Raw genomic sequence first — 17405 nt, 5'->3', positions numbered from 1 at the left:
CGATCAGTGGAAGTCCATATGATTCGATATAGCTTGGAAAAACGATTATTGTAGCTTTTTCATATATCTTTTGTAAATCTTGATAAGATAATACGCCTAAATACTCAACATTTTCTTCCAGTGCATTACGAGCAATGTAATCATCAAAATTTTTATATAGACCCTTATTGAAGGTCACTTTAAACTTTATATCATACCGATTATATGATTTCTTAAGCAAACTAAGCGCCTTAAGAATTATCATATGATTTTTATAACTTAACGGCGTTGCCGGATATAATAGCGTATTTTCTTCTTTGATAAAACCATCCGGCTCGACTGAGGAGGTAAAGGCTTTAATATCGGGTTTTATAATCTCGATTTGTTCAGGAGAAAGCTTGTTACAACGCTTTAATACGCCTGTTTTCATCCAATCAGTTTGCACAACAAAAATCGTTGATTTACTAACAAATTTAAATATAAAAAAAGAGTAGAATGTTTTGTATAAAAATAGTTTAAAATTATCAACTGAAAGGTTTTTAAAAAAAGAATGTATTTCAGAAAAAGGTATTGGTTGATGCAAATAAATAATCTGTTCATATGGCACATTCAAAGATGAATTTTGCAAACTAATAACTTTCTTAACATTAATGCATTTCTTTTTCAAAAAAGACTTACAACCAAACCAGTCCCAATATATTCGCTTAAACCATCCCTTACGCTCATTTTCTATATAAATAATATTGTCATATTTAGGTAAGTGCAATCCTTGGGGAACAAAGATGAGAAATTTATTATTATCTTTAGATGCATGCGATACAAACTGACGGAGTATTGTAAGCGCACCACCTGAAGCCAATGCGGTTGCGCTTACAACCATGTATCGATGTTGATTGTTAATCATTGATTACCTGCTGTATATACATTAATTTTTTATGATGTTATGCCTACGATAATAAATCACACGTTAAAGTAAATTAAATACTACATAAATAATTGTAACCCATGTTTGTCAAAATTAAGCATTTATCTTTCGCTGCTATTCGTAGAGAAACATCATCCATAGTATCGTAATTCTGGAAAATGGTTTGTTGATGCATAATGTTATAATAGCTGTGTTCATAGGTAAATGGTCGAATAATTTGCAATGCAAAGTAAGCGTATATAAAAAGTTTGCTAAAGTTAAATTTTCTTACCGCCAATACTTTTTTATAGTAAAAAGACTCTCCAACATGAATGTATAGCAATATTAATACATAAGGGAAACCATACCAGCCTATTCGTGTCATTACAGGCATCATTTTTCCAATAAAAATAGCAAAAGCAATATACAGGCAACACCCAAGCAATATTATATTGTTTAAATTAGTATGTTTTGATAATAAATTTCTTTTAACTTTATAAAAACTAAAACCAATAAGAACTAACATTATGACATCTAATGCAGAACCAGAACCTATCGATAACATAGGCTTGTATTGGTCTGAACTCAAATAGAAATTTAGTTTTTGACTTGCTATTGAGCCAACCGGTAAAAACCCGAGCACAAAATTTAATATACTGCTTGAAAAAAAGAAAAAAAGGCAACTTACACTCAACAATCCGTAACTTAATATTTTATTTAGCTTGCCAGAGTATACAGGTATCAGAAACAACAGTGCAATCAAGGCTGTTATATGAAAGGTAGAAGCCAGTAAAATTAAAAGTATATATTTTTTTAACTCCCGGCAAATTAATTTTCGGACCGAATACATTACAATGGACATTGCAAGCGCTTGCCTAATGGCCTCTATGTAAATACTCCACATAAACAAACACATAATGGATATTACAACAAAGCAGCCGTGGTCAAAATATTTTGCGTATTGATATATCAGCAGTGCATTTATAAACGCAATAAATATTATTATCGCCTGAAACCCTAGTAATCCTATAGTTGTTACAATAAAATTGTAACCAGGTTCGAACAAAACAAAACCGGGTTGACATACATCATTAACCTGACAATCATAGTTAATGAAATAACCTATCCAGTCATTACCTGACGGATAACTTAACGCGATAAAGTAAAATGTAAAAAAAATAGAAACAAAAAGCGCCTGCTTCCTATGGGTTAAAAAAGCGTAAACCATAAAAAGGCTCACGAAATATAATATGTATATCATCTTTTTATTAACAACCCTATAAAGATTAGCAGAGAAAAAATCTTCCGTTGGCCTGAAAAAACTGAAGGTAAAACTTCTTTAAATGCAAAAGAGACTAAGGAGCCATAATTAAATTCTTTATTGTTTTTATATGCCTCATGTTTTAAACATGCAATTGTATTAGCTTTACTTTTCGATATAGTATCAAGATTTTTATTTAGACTCTTTGCTTTCTGTAACCAATTTTTTTTACTTCCCCCGACCACATTACCTGAATGTTGTCGATACAAAATAGAAGAATAATCGAAGTAATAAAGCCCATCGACTCGACTAGCATTAAGCGCTAACCACTGATCATGCATATGTGCAAATTCAGGAATTGGCAGCGATGCATCAAGTAACTTTCGGTTCATTATTACTGTGCATCCATACACACTTGAATTCCAATACAGCTTCCTTCGTTGAAGATTGCTTTCGGGATTAATATTATTAAATTTATAAAAACCATTAGCGATAGTATTATTTTTTTCATCTATGAGACATAAATCTGTAAATACCATTATTTCAGAATTAACTTTGTCACCTTCAATTCGAGATATCTCACTAACAAGTTTTGATAAGCGTTCTGAAGGCCATATATCATCCTGGTCACAAAGGAGTATATATTCTGCAGTAGTGTGCATTAAAGCCTTGTTAAAATTCTTTATGACTCCGCCTTGTCTGGACTCATTGACAATATTAATACGCCTATCATTTTGCATTAGCTCTTTAATAATAGCGATGGTAGAATCAGTTGAACAGTCATCACTTATTAAAAGTCGCCAGTTAGAATACGTTTGTTTTTGTATCGACTCAATTTGCTCACGTATATATTTTTCACCATTAAAGGTGGCTAATGCAATATCAACTTGTTTCATTTTCTTCCCGACAATATAACTAATAGAATCAAATCACACAAAGTCCGTACCGACCAGGCAATTGCTGTGCCTATTATTCCGAATTTTACTGTCAGTATGGATAACAATGAAAGATAAGGTATTAACTCTATTAAATGTAATGCTGCTGTAGTTTTTGCTTTACCAAGAGCCTGGAGGCTTACATAGGGTATTTGTGCTAGTGCATTAAAATAAAAACCGACTAAAAGTATCTGTAAAACATTAGCGGCCAGATGTGTATATTCGGGCCCCATCCATATACCCATAATCAGCGAGGAAAATAAAACACCAACTATAACGATTGGTAAGCATATTATACTTATAATGAGATAACTTCTGAACTGAAGAGATCTTCTCTCGTTTTTATCAGAACAATATGATAGTTTTGGGAAAAGAGCCCTAGCCAAGGCATAAGGTATATTAATTAAGCGTGAAACGCCTTCTGATGGGGCGCTGTAAAATGCAATTCTTGATGCCCCCATCAAATGTGAAATGATAAAGCGATCGAAATATGCCATTATCGGGCTGATGATATTACTCACTGTAATCCATCCGCCAAATGAGATAAGCCTTTTTAGGGTTATAAAATTACATGCAAATCGTGAACTATAGATTATATTCTTACAAATAAATGCAGTTAGTAAAAAAGAAAATATGCGCCCCAGAATCAATCCATATGAAGCATATATAAGCGTCGGCTTAATTAAACACATTAGGGCTGGCAATAATGCCAGGCAAGTACTTGAAATTACTCGTTGGATATTGATATTTGCAAACTTTTCCAATCCTTCGAGATAACCTAACCAGACCTGATTTAATAAATAGAAAGGGATTATAAAAGACACTATTAAAAATGTTTTTATGGCTTCACCCTTCAAATTCGGGGTGACATTTAATAACTCAACGATCTTTGTAGTCGAGAGAGCCATTATGAATAATGCAATTGAACCTAAAATTACAACAACCACGCTCGCGGTAGATATAATATTCTTCTGTTCTTCAGTATCTTCTCTATTTAACGATACTTCTCGTATAACTGCACGACTTATTCCTGCATCAAAAATACTTGCATAGCCAATTAATGCAAAAACTAATGTGAATAATCCAAAAGCCTCTGGCCCCAATAATCTGGCCAAAAGCCCCAAAGCTGGAATGGCGACTACTGTAGGAATCGCAAAACCAGCCAAATTATAGATGCTATTTCTTATTAAACTCATGTAAATGAACTTTTAAAATAACTGGCATTCATTAAGAGAAAGACCTTTTTTATCTTTCTCAGATATAATAGGTACAATACCCTCTGGTATTGGCCAGTTTATTCTGATTGATGTATCATTCCAGGCTAAAGTATGTTCAAAAGCAGGGCTATAATAATCAGTACATTTGTAAACGAATTCTGTGTTCTCTTCCAAAACATAAAATCCATGAGCAAAACCTTCCGGTATCCACAATTGTTTTTTGTTTTCAGCGGAAAGTTCAACCCCAACCCAACTACCATAACTTTTTGAGTTCTTTCGTAAATCTACAGCCACATCAAAAACTGCTCCAGCAGTCACGCGTACTAATTTCCCCTGAGTATTTTGTGATTGAAAATGCAAACCTCTTAAAACGTTTATTGCTGATTTTGAATGATTATCCTGTACAAAGTTCACTTTTCTACCAAGAATTTCATTAAAGGTTTTCTGGTTAAAGCTCTCGAGGAAAAAGCCTCTATTATCACCAAATACTTTTGGCTCAAGGATTAATACATCAGGAATTTCAGTCATGGTCACGTTCATTTCAGATCCCTTCAACCAATTTAAGCATATACTTGCCATAAGCGTTCTTCGACAATGGTATAGCGAGTCTCTTCAGCTGCGCAGCGTCAATAAAACCTTTTCGATAAGCAATTTCTTCTGGACAAGAAACCTTTAATCCCTGACGTTCCTCAATAGTCGCAATGAAATTACTCGCTTCGATCAAACTTTGATGTGTGCCAGTATCCAGCCACGCGTACCCGCGCCCCATCATTGCAACAGATAAGCGCCCTTGCTCAAGATATACACGGTTAATATCTGTAATTTCTAATTCACCACGTGCAGATGGCTTCAGATTTTTTGCCATTTCCACCACGTCATTATCATAGAAGTACAGACCTGTAACAGCGTAATTACTCTTCGGTTCTAACGGTTTTTCTTCCAGACTGATTGCGGTACCGTTCTTATTGAACTCAACTACACCATAGCGTTCAGGATCATTAACATGATAAGCAAATACTGTCGCACCTTCATCTTTATTTACTGCGGCTTCAAGTTGCTTCGGCAGGTCATGTCCATAGAAAATATTATCCCCCAAAACCAAAGCGCAGCTGTCATCTCCGATGAACTCTTCACCGATGATAAACGCCTGTGCAAGACCATCTGGGCTTGGCTGCACTTTATATTGCAGGTTCAGTCCCCACTGGCTGCCATCACCCAGCAATTGTTCAAAACGTGGTGTGTCTTGTGGAGTACTGATAATAAGAATATCTTTTATCCCTGCCAGCATGAGTGTTGACAGCGGGTAGTAAATCATTGGTTTGTCATAAATTGGCAGTAGTTGTTTACTCACCGCCATGGTAACAGGGTACAGACGAGTGCCAGAACCACCTGCCAGAATAATACCTTTACGCGTAGCCATCATTTTTTCTCTATAAACACCAAATGCCCTTATAAGGGCATTTATCTCATTAAACTGATTGAGTCGTAAAAAGTTCAGCAAGCATCCGTTTTACGCCAATATCCCAGGAAGGGAGTACAAGATCAAAATTCGCCTGAAACTTCTCTGTGTTCAAGCGCGAATTATTCGGTCGACGCGCAGGAGTTGGGTAAGCCGATGTTGGAACAGCATTAAGCTTTTCAATAGCCAACTCAACACCTGCTTTTCTGGCCTCATCAAACACCAGTGCCGCATAGTCATACCAGGTTGTCGTATTCGACGCGACCAGATGGTAGAGACCAGCAACTTCAGGTTTCATCATTGCGACACGAATAGCATGCGCTGTGCAGTCTGCTAACAATTCAGCGCCCGTTGGAGCACCAACTTGATCGTTGATAACGGAGAGTTCCTGACGCTCTTTTGCGAGCCGCAACATCGTCTTAGCGAAATTGTTGCCCTTCCCCGCATATACCCAACTGGTCCGGAAAATAAGATGCTTAGGGCAATGCGCCTGCAATGCCTTTTCGCCCTCTAGCTTTGTCTCACCGTATACATTAAGCGGAGCAGTCAAATCCGTTTCACGCCATGGCTTTTCGCCGTCGCCGGGGAATACATAGTCGGTAGAGTAGTGAACAACCCATGCGTCTATTTTGGCCGCTTCTTTGGCTATCGCTTCAACGCTTGTCGCGTTTAGCAGCCTGGCAAAATCAGGCTCAGATTCAGCCTTATCTACTGCTGTATGCGCCGCCGCATTGACAATGACGTCTGGTTTAATTACACGAACGGTTTCCGCAATTCCTTCAGGGTTGCTAAAGTCCCCGCAATACTCTTTTGAATGCACATCGACCGCTATCAAGTTACCTAGTGGGGCAAGCGCACGCTGGAGTTCCCACCCCACCTGCCCTGTTTTACCGAACAGAAGAATATTCATTATTAACGTTCCCCGTAGTTCTGCTCGATCCAACTTTTATAAGCGCCGCTTTTCACGTTGTTAACCCAATTTTGATTGCTCAGATACCATTCCACCGTCTTACGAATCCCGCTTTCGAACGTTTCCTCAGGCTTCCAGCCCAGTTCAACACTAATTTTATGCGCATCAATAGCGTAGCGGCGGTCATGACCGGGACGGTCAGCAACATACGTAATCTGATCGCGATAAGACCCCTCTTTCGGCACAATCTCATCAAGCAAATCGCAAATCGTATGCACTACGTCCAGATTTTGCTTCTCGTTATGCCCACCGATATTATATGTTTCCCCCGGTTTCCCCTGAGTCACAACGGTATAGAGTGCGCGCGCATGGTCTTCAACGTATAGCCAGTCACGAATCTGATCGCCCTTGCCATAAATAGGCAGAGCTTTTCCGTCCAGCGCATTCAGGATAACCAGTGGGATCAGTTTTTCCGGGAAATGGTACGGGCCGTAGTTATTTGAACAGTTGGTGACAATGGTGGGGAAACCGTAGGTCCGCAGCCAGGCACGAACAAGATGATCGCTCGAGGCTTTCGACGCCGAATACGGGCTGCTAGGCGCATAAGCCGTGGTCTCCGTGAAGAGTGGCAGCTCTGTTGAAGCCGGATGCTCATCAGGATGCGGCAAATCACCATACACTTCGTCGGTTGAGATGTGATGGAAACGAAACGCTTTCTTCGCCTGCTCATCCAACGTTGACCAGTACGCACGAGCGGCTTCCAGCAGTACATAAGTGCCAACGATATTGGTTTCGATAAACGCAGCCGGGCCGGTGATGGAACGATCGACGTGACTTTCAGCGGCCAGGTGCATCACCGCATCAGGCTTATGCTTTGCGAAAATGCGATCCATGGCGTCTTTATCGCAAATATCCGCATGTTCAAAAGCATATCGGTCGCTGTCGCTGACTTCACTAAGCGACTCAAGGTTGCCGGCATAGGTCAGCTTATCCACATTGACGACGTCGTCCTGGGTATTTTTAATAATATGTCGTACAACCGCTGAGCCGATAAAGCCGGCCCCGCCCGTCACAAGAATTTTCACGTTATCTGTTCCGTCTAGTGTATATGTCTGGAAACTGGCGTTCTGAAACCTGAGCATTTATTAACGGTTTCAGAAAATGAGCACGCTACCGCCCCTGGCTTAACAGCTACCAGTGCACTGAGCGATGTCTGATCAAATGATTTTCTTGTCTGGATACAGACAAAAAACTGGCGTTAATTGTCGTCCTAATTGACCTCAGAAACAAGCACAAATCGCTACAAAGCGATCCGTATTTAGACCCTGTAACCCACTGTAATCATGGGATTAATAACAAAAAGCGGCAGTCATTATTTTGGTGTGATGAAATCTAACCAAAACAATGACTGCCGCTTGTTCAACTCGTGGCTGGAATATCAGTCGTTTGCGAGCAACTTCTCAATACGGGTTCTGAACTTCGCCCCTTCCTTGAGGTTACGCAGTCCATAATTCACGAACGCCTGCATATACCCCATTTTCTTACCGCAGTCATAGCTGTCGCCGGTCATCAGCATAGCGTCTACGGACTGTTTTTTTGCCAGCTCGGCAATCGCGTCGGTCAGTTGAATACGATCCCAGGCGCCTGGCTCGGTTTTTTCCAGCTCGGCCCAGATATCGGCGTTCAGAACATAGCGACCTACAGCCATCAGGTCTGAATCCAGCGTCTGTGGCTGATCCGGTTTTTCGATGAACTCAACGATGCGGCTCACCTCCCCTTCCGTCTCCAGCGGTTCTTTAGTCTGGATAACGGAGTACTCGGAGAGATCGCCCTTCATGCGTTTCGCCAGCACCTGGCTCCGGCCGGTTTCATTGAAACGTGCCACCATTGCCGCCAGGTTATAACGCAGCGGATCGGCAGAAGCCGTATCAATGATGATATCCGGCAGCACGACGATGAATGGGTTATCGCCCACAACCGGACGTGCACACAGAATAGAGTGGCCCAGACCCAGCGGCTGCGCCTGGCGCACGTTCATGATGGTCACGCCTGGCGGACAAATAGACTGCACTTCCGCCAGCAGCTGGCGCTTAACGCGCTGCTCTAGCAGCGCTTCGAGTTCGTAAGAGGTGTCGAAGTGGTTTTCTACCGCATTCTTGGAGGAGTGCGTAACCAGGACGATTTCTTTGATCCCTGCAGCAACAATCTCGTCGACAATGTACTGAATCATTGGCTTGTCGACGATCGGCAGCATCTCTTTAGGAATGGCTTTTGTGGCTGGCAGCATATGCATGCCCAAGCCTGCTACCGGAATGACTGCTTTCAAATTAATCATTATTTCTTCCACCTTAAAATGGTTGACGAATTATAGCTCTTAAACCTGTTTTCGCCAGCATGATTTGCCGTAATCCTCAGGTAATGTTACGCCTTAGCCCTACAAATTTCTGTAGTTGTAATCTGAATAGATCACGCCTCTTTCCCAGGAATAGTCTCAAAACAGCTAATTGTCGATTATCTGTGCGGAAGCGCAAAGTTAAGCTTTTCCACATTCACCACCTGCTGGTCGACTCGGTCAATATCCACCGAGCTTTGCCCCTTCTCATTCACCGCTTTAATGTTCGCCAGCGACAACAAGGTCTCATCTTTAGCCATAAATTTACCCCGCACATCCTTGCGCAGGTCGAAGTTAATCTTCAGGGCGGGACCCACAGCGGCTTCCTGCATCACATTGATGTTGCGTAAAAAAAGATGCTGCGGCTTGTTGTGCAGTTCAAGCGTAGCACGCTGCATTTCCACGTTGGTTATCGCCACAAACGAGGTGGCGTTACCGGATGAAATCTGTATTCCGCGCAATTTATACGCAAGCTGTCGATTATCGAGGTGAATATTATTGAGCTTGAAGTTCTGTGGGATGGACAAATAATCGCCTTTTATCACCCCATAGCCGATTAACATTCCGGCACTGTTCACCATATCGACATTATCAATAATGAAATTATCACACCCATAAATGGCCACCGTGGCATTGTCTATTCCCGCCTTTTTACTGAAGTCGGGAGTTATATTTTTGGCCTTAATATTGCGAATAACAAAATGTTTACCGTTTTCAACGTGCACCAGCTGGCGACAGTTGCTGCCGGTGATGTTTGCCACCACGAAGTTCTTGACGGTTTGCTTCTCAGGATAGTCGTTATCGTAGGTGCTGCCGGCGAGGCCAATGCCAATGCCCCAGTTGATCTTGCCATTGGTGCAGTTGATGTTGTCGATGACATGATCGGAGATCAGGATATTGCGATCGTTGATGGCGACGTTCCACTCGATCGCATCGCCCTGTAGATGGCTAAATTTACTGTTGGTGATGCGGGCACCGTCCACCTGGTTGTGGAACCCCTGGCGCAGGATGGCGTAGTTGGCCTGACTCACGCTGATGTTATCAATCAGCAAATTGCGCATCACGCTCGGTTTCTTGCCGCCGATGTAGATCTGCGTCACCGGGCCAAAACCGCTCATGGACAGCCCTTTGATGACGCAGTCAGAGCCGCGAACGTCGAGCGTAATGTTCTCCGTACGACCGGCACCTTCGCCTATCACTTTGCTACCTTCCTGCAGAACAAAGCGGCCGCGCCCGTTGCCGGTTAACGCCCCGCGGATCAGCAGCGTTTTACCGTCGGGAATGAAAATGCCCGTATTGATGTTTTCGCAGGTGAGCCCGGCGGGGACCACGACGGTGTCGCCGTCATTGAACGCCTGCTTAAAGGCGGCGATCCAGTCGTTGTTATTGTACTGATTAACAGAGACCGTTCTGCCGCTTGCCGCCCGCGCGATGCGTGACGACAGCAGTGGCGTGGCCGCCAGAACGGAGAGAGAAGAGACAAAAGTGCGTCGGGTAATCTTTTTCAGCATACATCCTCGGCGTTACAACGTTTGCAGCAGGCTCGCTAGCTGGCGGTTAATCACCTGCTGGTTAAAATCGGTTTCCACTTTTTGTCGGGCGTTATGGAGCACGGGCTCCAGCGCCTGCTGGTCAATATCGCTGAAGGCTGCTAATCGGTCCGCAAGGGCCATCGCGTTATTCTCCGGCACCAGCCAGCCGGAGTGGTCAGACTTAATCAGCTCCGGGATCCCGCTGTGCAGGGTTGATACCACCGGAATACCTACGGCCATCGCCTCCATCAGCGCCACCGGAATGCCTTCCATATCGCCATCGGCGCCCGTCACTGAAGGCAGCAGAAAGACATCCGCCTCGTCGAGCATGGCCTTGACCTCGTGGCTCGGCTTGAAGCCCGGCATCTCTACGACATCTTCCAGCTGATACTGTTCGATAAGCGTGCGCAGACGACGCTCCCACGGCCCAATGCCGAGAATGCGGTAGTGGAAATCCACCCCGCGCGCTTTCAGCTGGCGGCAGGCTTCAATGGCCACATGGAGGCCTTTCTTCTCGGTCAGGCGAGCAACGGAGATGATCTGCAGCGGTTTTCCCGGCACCTTGACAGGACGGCGAGTGAAGCGCGTTAAATCCACGCCCATACGCGAAACGGCAATTTTCTCTCCCGGGCAGCCCATGTTTTTCAGGCGTCCGGCCCACAGGTCGCTGATAGGCAGCATGATGTCGCCGCGTCTGAACAGCTGCTGATACTCCGGCGTGTAGTGGTTCAGCACTTCGCGGCTGGAGATATCGATACCGTGGAAGATGGTCGCAATTTTGCCGTCAATCACGCCCAGCTCGCGCAGCTTCGCGGCGGTGACGCCTGCCGGGCCAAAGTGGGCGATAAACACGTCGGCACGATACGGCTGGGCGGTTTGCCCGCAGATGGCCGACAGGATCAGATTGCGGGATTCGGACCCATAGCGGGAAACATTCAGCGCCCGCCACGTCGACGCGCGGTGTATCCCGCGCAACGTCTGGCAGGCCCGGTGGCGCAGCTTGCTCAGCTTTCCGGACGGCTCATCCTGCAGCCAGCGGGTTTTCGCCTCCAGCCCATAATGGGTATACGCCGCATGGGTATTTTTGGTATCGCCCTTTTGCAGGGCGATAATCTCCACGTCATATCCCATATCGATAAACGCGGTGATTTGGTTCAGGACAAACGTTTCAGACGACAGCGGAAATTTCAGTAAGAAGAAACCAACCTTCATTTCCCCTCCCGTACGCGGTCAAGTACCGATTTCACCATCCCAATGCCCTTCTCGCGCTCGGCTTTCACCGCCACGGCCAGGCGTTCATTGATCGCAGGCAGCTGGCCGAGCGTGTCCCCCACCATCGCACCGAGCGAACCATCCAGCAGATGACGGATATCCACGGCCATTTCCGGCATACCGAGCTGCTGCATGATGCCTGCTGATTTGTGTTCGTAGTTGATGGCAATGGCCGGCGTGCCAAAATTCATGGAGATAATGGCGGAGTGCAGCCGCGTGCCGACGGTCAGGTCGCAGGCGGAGAGCAGCTTGCCCATCTCCAGGTCGTTCAGTTCGTCCATCACCACGTGATAACGGGACGGATCGTTAACCAGATTGCGCAGGTTCAGCGCCACCATACGGTCGTCTTTGTTGTAGCTGTCGATGCCGGTGCAGGTTGAGAGCGCCAGCACCTGGTACCCGCTGTCCAGCACGCGGTTCACCACGTCGGCGAAGGCTTTCTCATACGCCGCCTGGGTCGTACCTAAACGTTTATCAAAGGGCGCCAGCTCGCGCAGGGTTATTGCAACGGTTTTCTGTTTCGCCGCCAGGTCGAGCCAGTGCTGCACCGCGTAGCTCGGCTGGAAGCTGTCGTCCTGGTGATCCACCAGCCACGCGGTGTCCACGCCGTGCTCAACTTTTGAGGTGTCAATTTCACTGCGCTTCATCATGTCGAGGCTGACCGACTCGCGCAGGATCAGCGCGTCGCAGTGGCCGAAGACGTAGTTTGCGAGCTGGTTAAACTGCGGATCCTGGAATGGACCGACGCTGTGGCCAATCATAAACAGCGGCTTTTTCGCCATAAAGGTGCAGAGCGCATGCTCAAACTGCGGCACGCCGTAGAGATCGACGAAGAACGATCCGCCGACCTGAATAATGGCGTCGTAGCCGGACAGCAGACGGACAAAATCGGTAAAGCCCTGCGCGATCGCGATGTTGCGCAGCTTGCCGGTATCGGTCACGCGGGAAAGCAGCACCTGGTGCTGATAGCGACGACGCAGCACTTTCTTCACGCGGCCCATCACGCCCGAGGCGTTGTTATGCTGTTTCATCTGGCTGTAAAGCGGGTCGCCCATCACCGGGCGGTTCAGTAACCAGGATGAGCTGACCGGATAACGACTCATCACGTCCACTTCGGTCTCAGGCTTAAGGGTGTTAATTGCATCCAGTAAACCGCGCAGGATGGCGCTGTCGCCACGGTTGCCGCAGGTATGGTTGCCAAGAATTAATAATTTCATAATGGCCTCTTAAATAACTAGCCTGCGCGAAGCAGCGTTTTCATTTTTTCGTTACGGCAAAACTGGCGCTTCATCTCCACCACCAGCGCATTGCGTGACAGCACAATCATCACGCCAAATGCCAGCGCCCCCGCGGCAACCTGCACCGCCAGCAGCGCGGCCAGCGGCAGGTGACCGCTGAGGATGATGCCCAGGCCGTAGCTCACTGCCAGGGTCGGCAATGAGAGATAGAACGGCAGCCACAGGCTCAGGATGTACTGACGGTAGCTGGAGCCCAGCACCGGCTTGATCATGATGAAGTAGCTCAGAACGGTATTGACTACCTGCACCAGCAGGAAGCCCAGCGTGACGCCGATGGCGCCCGCCATATGCCCGCCGACGATAATTGCCGGAATAAACAGGAAGGTTTTGAACACGTTGAACTTAAAGCTGATGTCCACGCGCGCTTTTGCCATCAGCAGGGAACCAATCGGATTCCCCACGGAGCGCAGGAGCCCCACCACGCACAGCAGCTGCAGGATCGGGATGATGCCGTTCCACTTCTCGCCAAACACCAGCGGCACGAAGTTGCTGGAAACCACCATCAGCCCCAGCAGCACCGGGAAGTTAATGATCCCCACCACGGAAAGCAGCTTGTAGAAGTTAACGCGCAGCTTCTCGGTGTCGTCCTGAATCCTGGCGAAGGCCGGGAACAGCACGCGGGTGATTATCGGATTCAGCTTCATCGGCGGCACCACCGCGACGTTGTAGGCCAGGTTGTAGCCCCCCGCCACGCTCGCGCCAAGAATACGCGCCAGCACAAGCGTCGACAGGTTGGTATTCACGTAGTTGATGATGCTGTCCGCCGTCAGCCACGCGCCAAAGCGCAGGTTGGACGAGACGGACGCGAGAGAGAAATGCAGCCCGGGACGGTAGATCTTGCGGCCAAAGTAGCCGAACAGCAGCGTACGCACGGCAGAGTTAACCAGGTATCCGAGGATAGCGGTCATCGCCAGCGGCCAGAAATGGGCGCTCACCACGGTGAAGGTAAAGCCCGCCAGCACCGCGCTGGTCTCGATCATGCCGATCTTGTTGAACTCCAGCTCTTTCTGCATCAGCGCGCGGAACTGCTGCCCGTGGGGGATCACCACGAAAGCAAACGACAGCGTGCGCATCAGCGGAGCCAGATCCGGATTGTGCAGCACGCTGGCGATGGTATCGCTCAGCAGGAACACCAGCACAAACACGAAAATCCCCAGCCCCACGTTCAGCCAGTAGAGCGTGGTTAGCTCCAGGTGGCCGATCTCTTTGCGCTGGATAATCGAATTGGCGATACCAAAATCAGACAGCGTATCGGCCAGGGCGATAATCACCAGCGAGACGGTCAAAAGGCCGAACTGGTGATTATCAATAATGCGCGCCAGCACGGTCATCTGCACCAGACCGAGGCCAATGATGACGATGGTCGCCATCGCTGACCATTTCGCCCCGCTGATGGTTTTTTCACGTAAGCTCATCTTAGTACGCCGCTTTGTTCACGAAACCTTTGAAGATGGTCAGAAAAACAATCTTGATATCGAACCAGATACTCCATTCACGGATGTACTCCAGATCGAATTCGATACGTTTTTCCATTTTTTCCAGCGTGTCGGTTTCGCCGCGCCAGCCGTTGATCTGCGCCCAACCGGTAATGCCCGGCTTCACCTTATGGCGCAGCATGTAGCCTTCAATCAGCGAGCGGTACTGCTCGTTGTGCGCCACCGCGTGCGGACGCGGGCCAACAATCGACATGCCGCCGGTGAAGACGTTGATAAACTGCGGGAGTTCATCCAGCGAGGTGCGGCGCAGGAAGTTCCCCACGCGGGTGACGCGCGGATCGTTCTGCGTTGCCTGGGTCACCACCTTGTCGTTTTCCATCACCTTCATGGAGCGGAATTTCCACACCATAATCGGCTTACCGTCCATACCGTAGCGGGTCTGGCGGAAGATAACCGGGCCGGGAGAGCTCAGCTTCACCGCGAGGGCAATGCAGCACAGCACCGGAGAGATGAGCAGTAAAATCAGCGAAGAGAGCACAATATCTTCCGCGCGCTTCAGTACGCGGTTAATGCCCGACAGCGGGGTGTCGTACAGCGGTACCACTGGCACGCCGTTCACTTCTTCAATGCGTGAATGGAGGATGTTAAAGGTAAACACGTCCGGGATCAGGATCACCGAACAGGTGGTGTCCGCCAGCTCGCGCATCAGTTGCTTAATGCGGGATTCGTCTCTCATCTGCATGGCGATGTAGACGTTGTGAATTTTACCGGCTTTCGCGTCTTCAATAAGCTGTTCGTAATTGCCCGCCCAGTCCGACGGCACGCCGCCCGGCTTCGCGTCGTGATAAATCCCGACCACTTCAAACCCTAACCACGGCTCTTTGCGGAAGCTGTCGAGCAGGACCTTACCAACCGGCAGATCGCCCGCTACCGCAACGAAGCGACGGTTATAACCGCGGTTACGCAGCCAGCCCGCGCCGAAGCGGATCAGGGAACGGCACACCACCATGCCGACGCTGGTTATCAAATACCAGCAGAGATAGGTGACGAGGCGATTATCAAAATCATGGCTGAAGGCCACCAGGCCTGCGCTGAAGATCAGGCTCAGGGTCCAGTTCTGCAGCAACAGCATCAGTTCAGTGGTCATTTTCACGCCGCGCCACGAGCGGTAGAAATCGGTCATCCCGCCGATCATCTGAAACACGACCAGCGCAATGAGTGCCATCAGCAGATGCATATATAAGAACGGCAGCCCGCCGATCCGACACACCGCCCACAATCCACCGACCATGATGGTGATATCAGAAAAACGCTGCACCATAGAGATTAACGATGCATTCGTTCTCGCTCGTTCGCGTTTTTTTAGATTCGTCATCGTTGTTCCTGTATTCGGTTCCCCCTCCCGCCGGGAGGGGCAATTGTTACTGATTCAACAGCGCCAGAATGTCCTTCGTTCGGGCTTCCATCAGCGCCGTGTCAGCACGGGACTCCACGTTCAGGCGCACCACCGGCTCGGTGTTGGACGAGCGCAGGTTAAAGCGCCACTGCGGGAACGCCATGCTGATGCCGTCCGTACGGTCAATTTCCAGCGCGTGGATCGCAAAGTGCTGCTCCACGCGGGCAATGGCCTCGGCAGGCTGCGCCAGCTTGCTGTTGATCTCCCCGCTCGCCGGGAACGCCGCCATGCGGTCGCGCACCAGCTCGCCCAGCGTCTGCCCCTTCAGGCACAGCAGCTCGGTCACCAGCAGCCACGGGATCATCCCGCTGTCGCAGTAGGCAAAATCACGGAAGTAGTGGTGGGCGCTCATCTCGCCGCCGTAGATGGCGTCTTCTTCGCGCATGCGCTCTTTTATGAAGGCGTGGCCGGTTTTGGACATCACCGGCGTGCCGCCTGCGGCGGACACCACGTCGACGGTGTTCCAGGAAAGGCGCGGGTCATGGATGATTTTCGCGCCCGGGTTTTTCTCGAGGAACGCTTCCGCCAGCAGGCCGACAATGTAGTAGCCCTCGATGAACTGCCCTTTCTCGTCGAACAGGAAGCAGCGGTCGAAGTCACCGTCAAAGGCGATGCCCATGTCCGCGCCGTGCTCAATCACCGTGTTGCGGGTGTCGTCGCGGCACTCCGGCAGCAGCGGGTTAGGAATACCGTTCGGGAAGTTGCCGTCCGGGGTGTTGTGCACCTTGACGAAGGTCACCGGCACGTTCAGCGCCTTAAAGCGGGCTTCCAGCGCGTCCACCACCGGGCCGGCCGCGCCGTTACCGGAGTTGATGACCAGCTTCAGCGGCTTCAGGTTCGCCACGTTGATGTAGCCCAAAAGGTGGTCGATGTACTCTTTCTGCAGGTTGATTTTTTTGTAGCTGCCGCGCTTCGCCTCGTTCACCGGCGGGAAGTCGTTGGCTTCCGCCAGGCGCTGCACGTCGCGCAGGCCGGTGTCGCCGCTGATAGGACGCGCGCCCTTGCGCACCAGCTTCATCCCGTTGTAGTCCATCGGGTTGTGGCTAGCGGTCACTTCGATACCGCCGTCCACGCCCAGGTGGAAGGTGGCAAAGTAAATCTCCTCGGTCCCGGAAAGGCCGATATCCAGCACGTCCACGCCCGCGTCCTGCAGCCCTTTCGCCAGGGCCAGCTTCAGGGATTCACTGGTCAGACGCACGTCACCGCCCAGCACGATGGTCTGCGGTTTTAAATATTCGCCGTACGCGCGGCCAATGCGCCACGCGATGTCTTCATTCAGCTCTTCGCCCAGCTTGCCGCGAATATCGTAGGCTTTAAAACAGGTTAATTTTTCCATGATGACCCCTTTTTCAGG

Annotated in this window: 15 protein-coding genes; all 15 read right to left on the bottom strand. The window is 48.3% G+C overall.

Features of this window, described 5'->3' with window-relative positions; all coding sequences use genetic code 11:
- Positions 1 to 883, bottom strand: an 883-nt coding sequence (locus UTM25_RS05140) for a glycosyltransferase (protein WP_320714412.1), incomplete at its 3' end; no start/stop codon positions are given.
- A gap of 73 nt (positions 884 to 956) precedes the next feature.
- Positions 957 to 2111: an EpsG family protein gene (locus tag UTM25_RS05135; RefSeq protein WP_320714411.1), complete on the bottom strand. Its 1155-nt coding sequence runs from the start codon at positions 2109 to 2111 to the stop codon at positions 957 to 959.
- Positions 2112 to 2140: 29 nt separating this feature from the next.
- Complete coding sequence (locus tag UTM25_RS05130; RefSeq protein ID WP_194400637.1) at positions 2141 to 3040, bottom strand: glycosyltransferase family 2 protein; 900 nt, start codon at positions 3038 to 3040, stop codon at positions 2141 to 2143.
- Positions 3037 to 4275, bottom strand: a complete 1239-nt coding sequence (locus tag UTM25_RS05125; RefSeq protein WP_194400635.1) for a flippase — start codon at positions 4273 to 4275, stop codon at positions 3037 to 3039. Before UTM25_RS05125 ends, UTM25_RS05130 begins: the two co-directional genes overlap by 4 nt.
- A gap of 12 nt (positions 4276 to 4287) precedes the next feature.
- On the bottom strand, positions 4288 to 4836 hold the full coding sequence (gene rfbC / locus UTM25_RS05120) for a dTDP-4-dehydrorhamnose 3,5-epimerase (RefSeq protein ID WP_194400633.1): 549 nt from the start codon (positions 4834 to 4836) through the stop codon (positions 4288 to 4290).
- Between the two features lies 1 nt (position 4837).
- Positions 4838 to 5716 carry a glucose-1-phosphate thymidylyltransferase RfbA gene (rfbA, locus tag UTM25_RS05115; RefSeq protein ID WP_109845279.1) on the bottom strand — a complete coding sequence of 293 codons (879 nt, stop codon included), beginning with the start codon at positions 5714 to 5716 and terminating at the stop codon, positions 4838 to 4840.
- A gap of 49 nt (positions 5717 to 5765) precedes the next feature.
- On the bottom strand, positions 5766 to 6665 hold the full coding sequence (rfbD, locus tag UTM25_RS05110; RefSeq protein ID WP_109845274.1) for a dTDP-4-dehydrorhamnose reductase: 900 nt from the start codon (positions 6663 to 6665) through the stop codon (positions 5766 to 5768).
- A 2-nt stretch (positions 6666 to 6667) separates the two neighbouring features.
- On the bottom strand, positions 6668 to 7750 hold the full coding sequence (gene rfbB, locus UTM25_RS05105) for a dTDP-glucose 4,6-dehydratase (RefSeq protein ID WP_194400631.1): 1083 nt from the start codon (positions 7748 to 7750) through the stop codon (positions 6668 to 6670).
- A 353-nt stretch (positions 7751 to 8103) separates the two neighbouring features.
- Entirely contained in the window at positions 8104 to 9000 is an 897-nt protein-coding gene (gene galF / locus UTM25_RS05100; protein ID WP_194400630.1) for a GalU regulator GalF, read from the bottom strand.
- A gap of 176 nt (positions 9001 to 9176) precedes the next feature.
- Positions 9177 to 10568: a colanic acid biosynthesis protein WcaM gene (gene wcaM / locus UTM25_RS05095; RefSeq protein ID WP_194400627.1), complete on the bottom strand. Its 1392-nt coding sequence runs from the start codon at positions 10566 to 10568 to the stop codon at positions 9177 to 9179.
- A gap of 12 nt (positions 10569 to 10580) precedes the next feature.
- Positions 10581 to 11801 (bottom strand): colanic acid biosynthesis glycosyltransferase WcaL, encoded by a 1221-nt coding sequence (gene wcaL / locus UTM25_RS05090; RefSeq protein WP_194400625.1) that lies wholly within the window; start codon positions 11799 to 11801, stop codon positions 10581 to 10583.
- The gene (wcaK, locus tag UTM25_RS05085; RefSeq protein WP_194400623.1) at positions 11798 to 13078 is read right to left on the bottom strand and encodes a colanic acid biosynthesis pyruvyl transferase WcaK; all 1281 of its coding nucleotides are present in this window, start codon (positions 13076 to 13078) and stop codon (positions 11798 to 11800) included. Before wcaK ends, wcaL begins: the two co-directional genes overlap by 4 nt.
- Before the next feature lie 17 nt (positions 13079 to 13095).
- Complete coding sequence (gene wzxC / locus UTM25_RS05080; RefSeq protein ID WP_194400621.1) at positions 13096 to 14574, bottom strand: colanic acid undecaprenyl disphosphate flippase WzxC; 1479 nt, start codon at positions 14572 to 14574, stop codon at positions 13096 to 13098.
- A gap of 1 nt (position 14575) precedes the next feature.
- The gene (gene wcaJ, locus UTM25_RS05075) at positions 14576 to 15970 is read right to left on the bottom strand and encodes an undecaprenyl-phosphate glucose phosphotransferase (RefSeq protein WP_033145973.1); all 1395 of its coding nucleotides are present in this window, start codon (positions 15968 to 15970) and stop codon (positions 14576 to 14578) included.
- A 46-nt stretch (positions 15971 to 16016) separates the two neighbouring features.
- A complete protein-coding gene (cpsG, locus tag UTM25_RS05070; protein WP_320714405.1) occupies positions 16017 to 17387 on the bottom strand; it encodes a colanic acid biosynthesis phosphomannomutase CpsG in 1371 nt (456 codons plus the stop codon).
- Positions 17388 to 17405: the final 18 nt, after the last annotated feature.

This window comes from Enterobacter sp. 61D5 (assembly GCF_034107965.1).
Lineage (GTDB): Bacteria > Pseudomonadota > Gammaproteobacteria > Enterobacterales > Enterobacteriaceae > Enterobacter > Enterobacter cloacae_M.
This window is presented reverse-complemented; position numbering and strand designations above follow the sequence as displayed.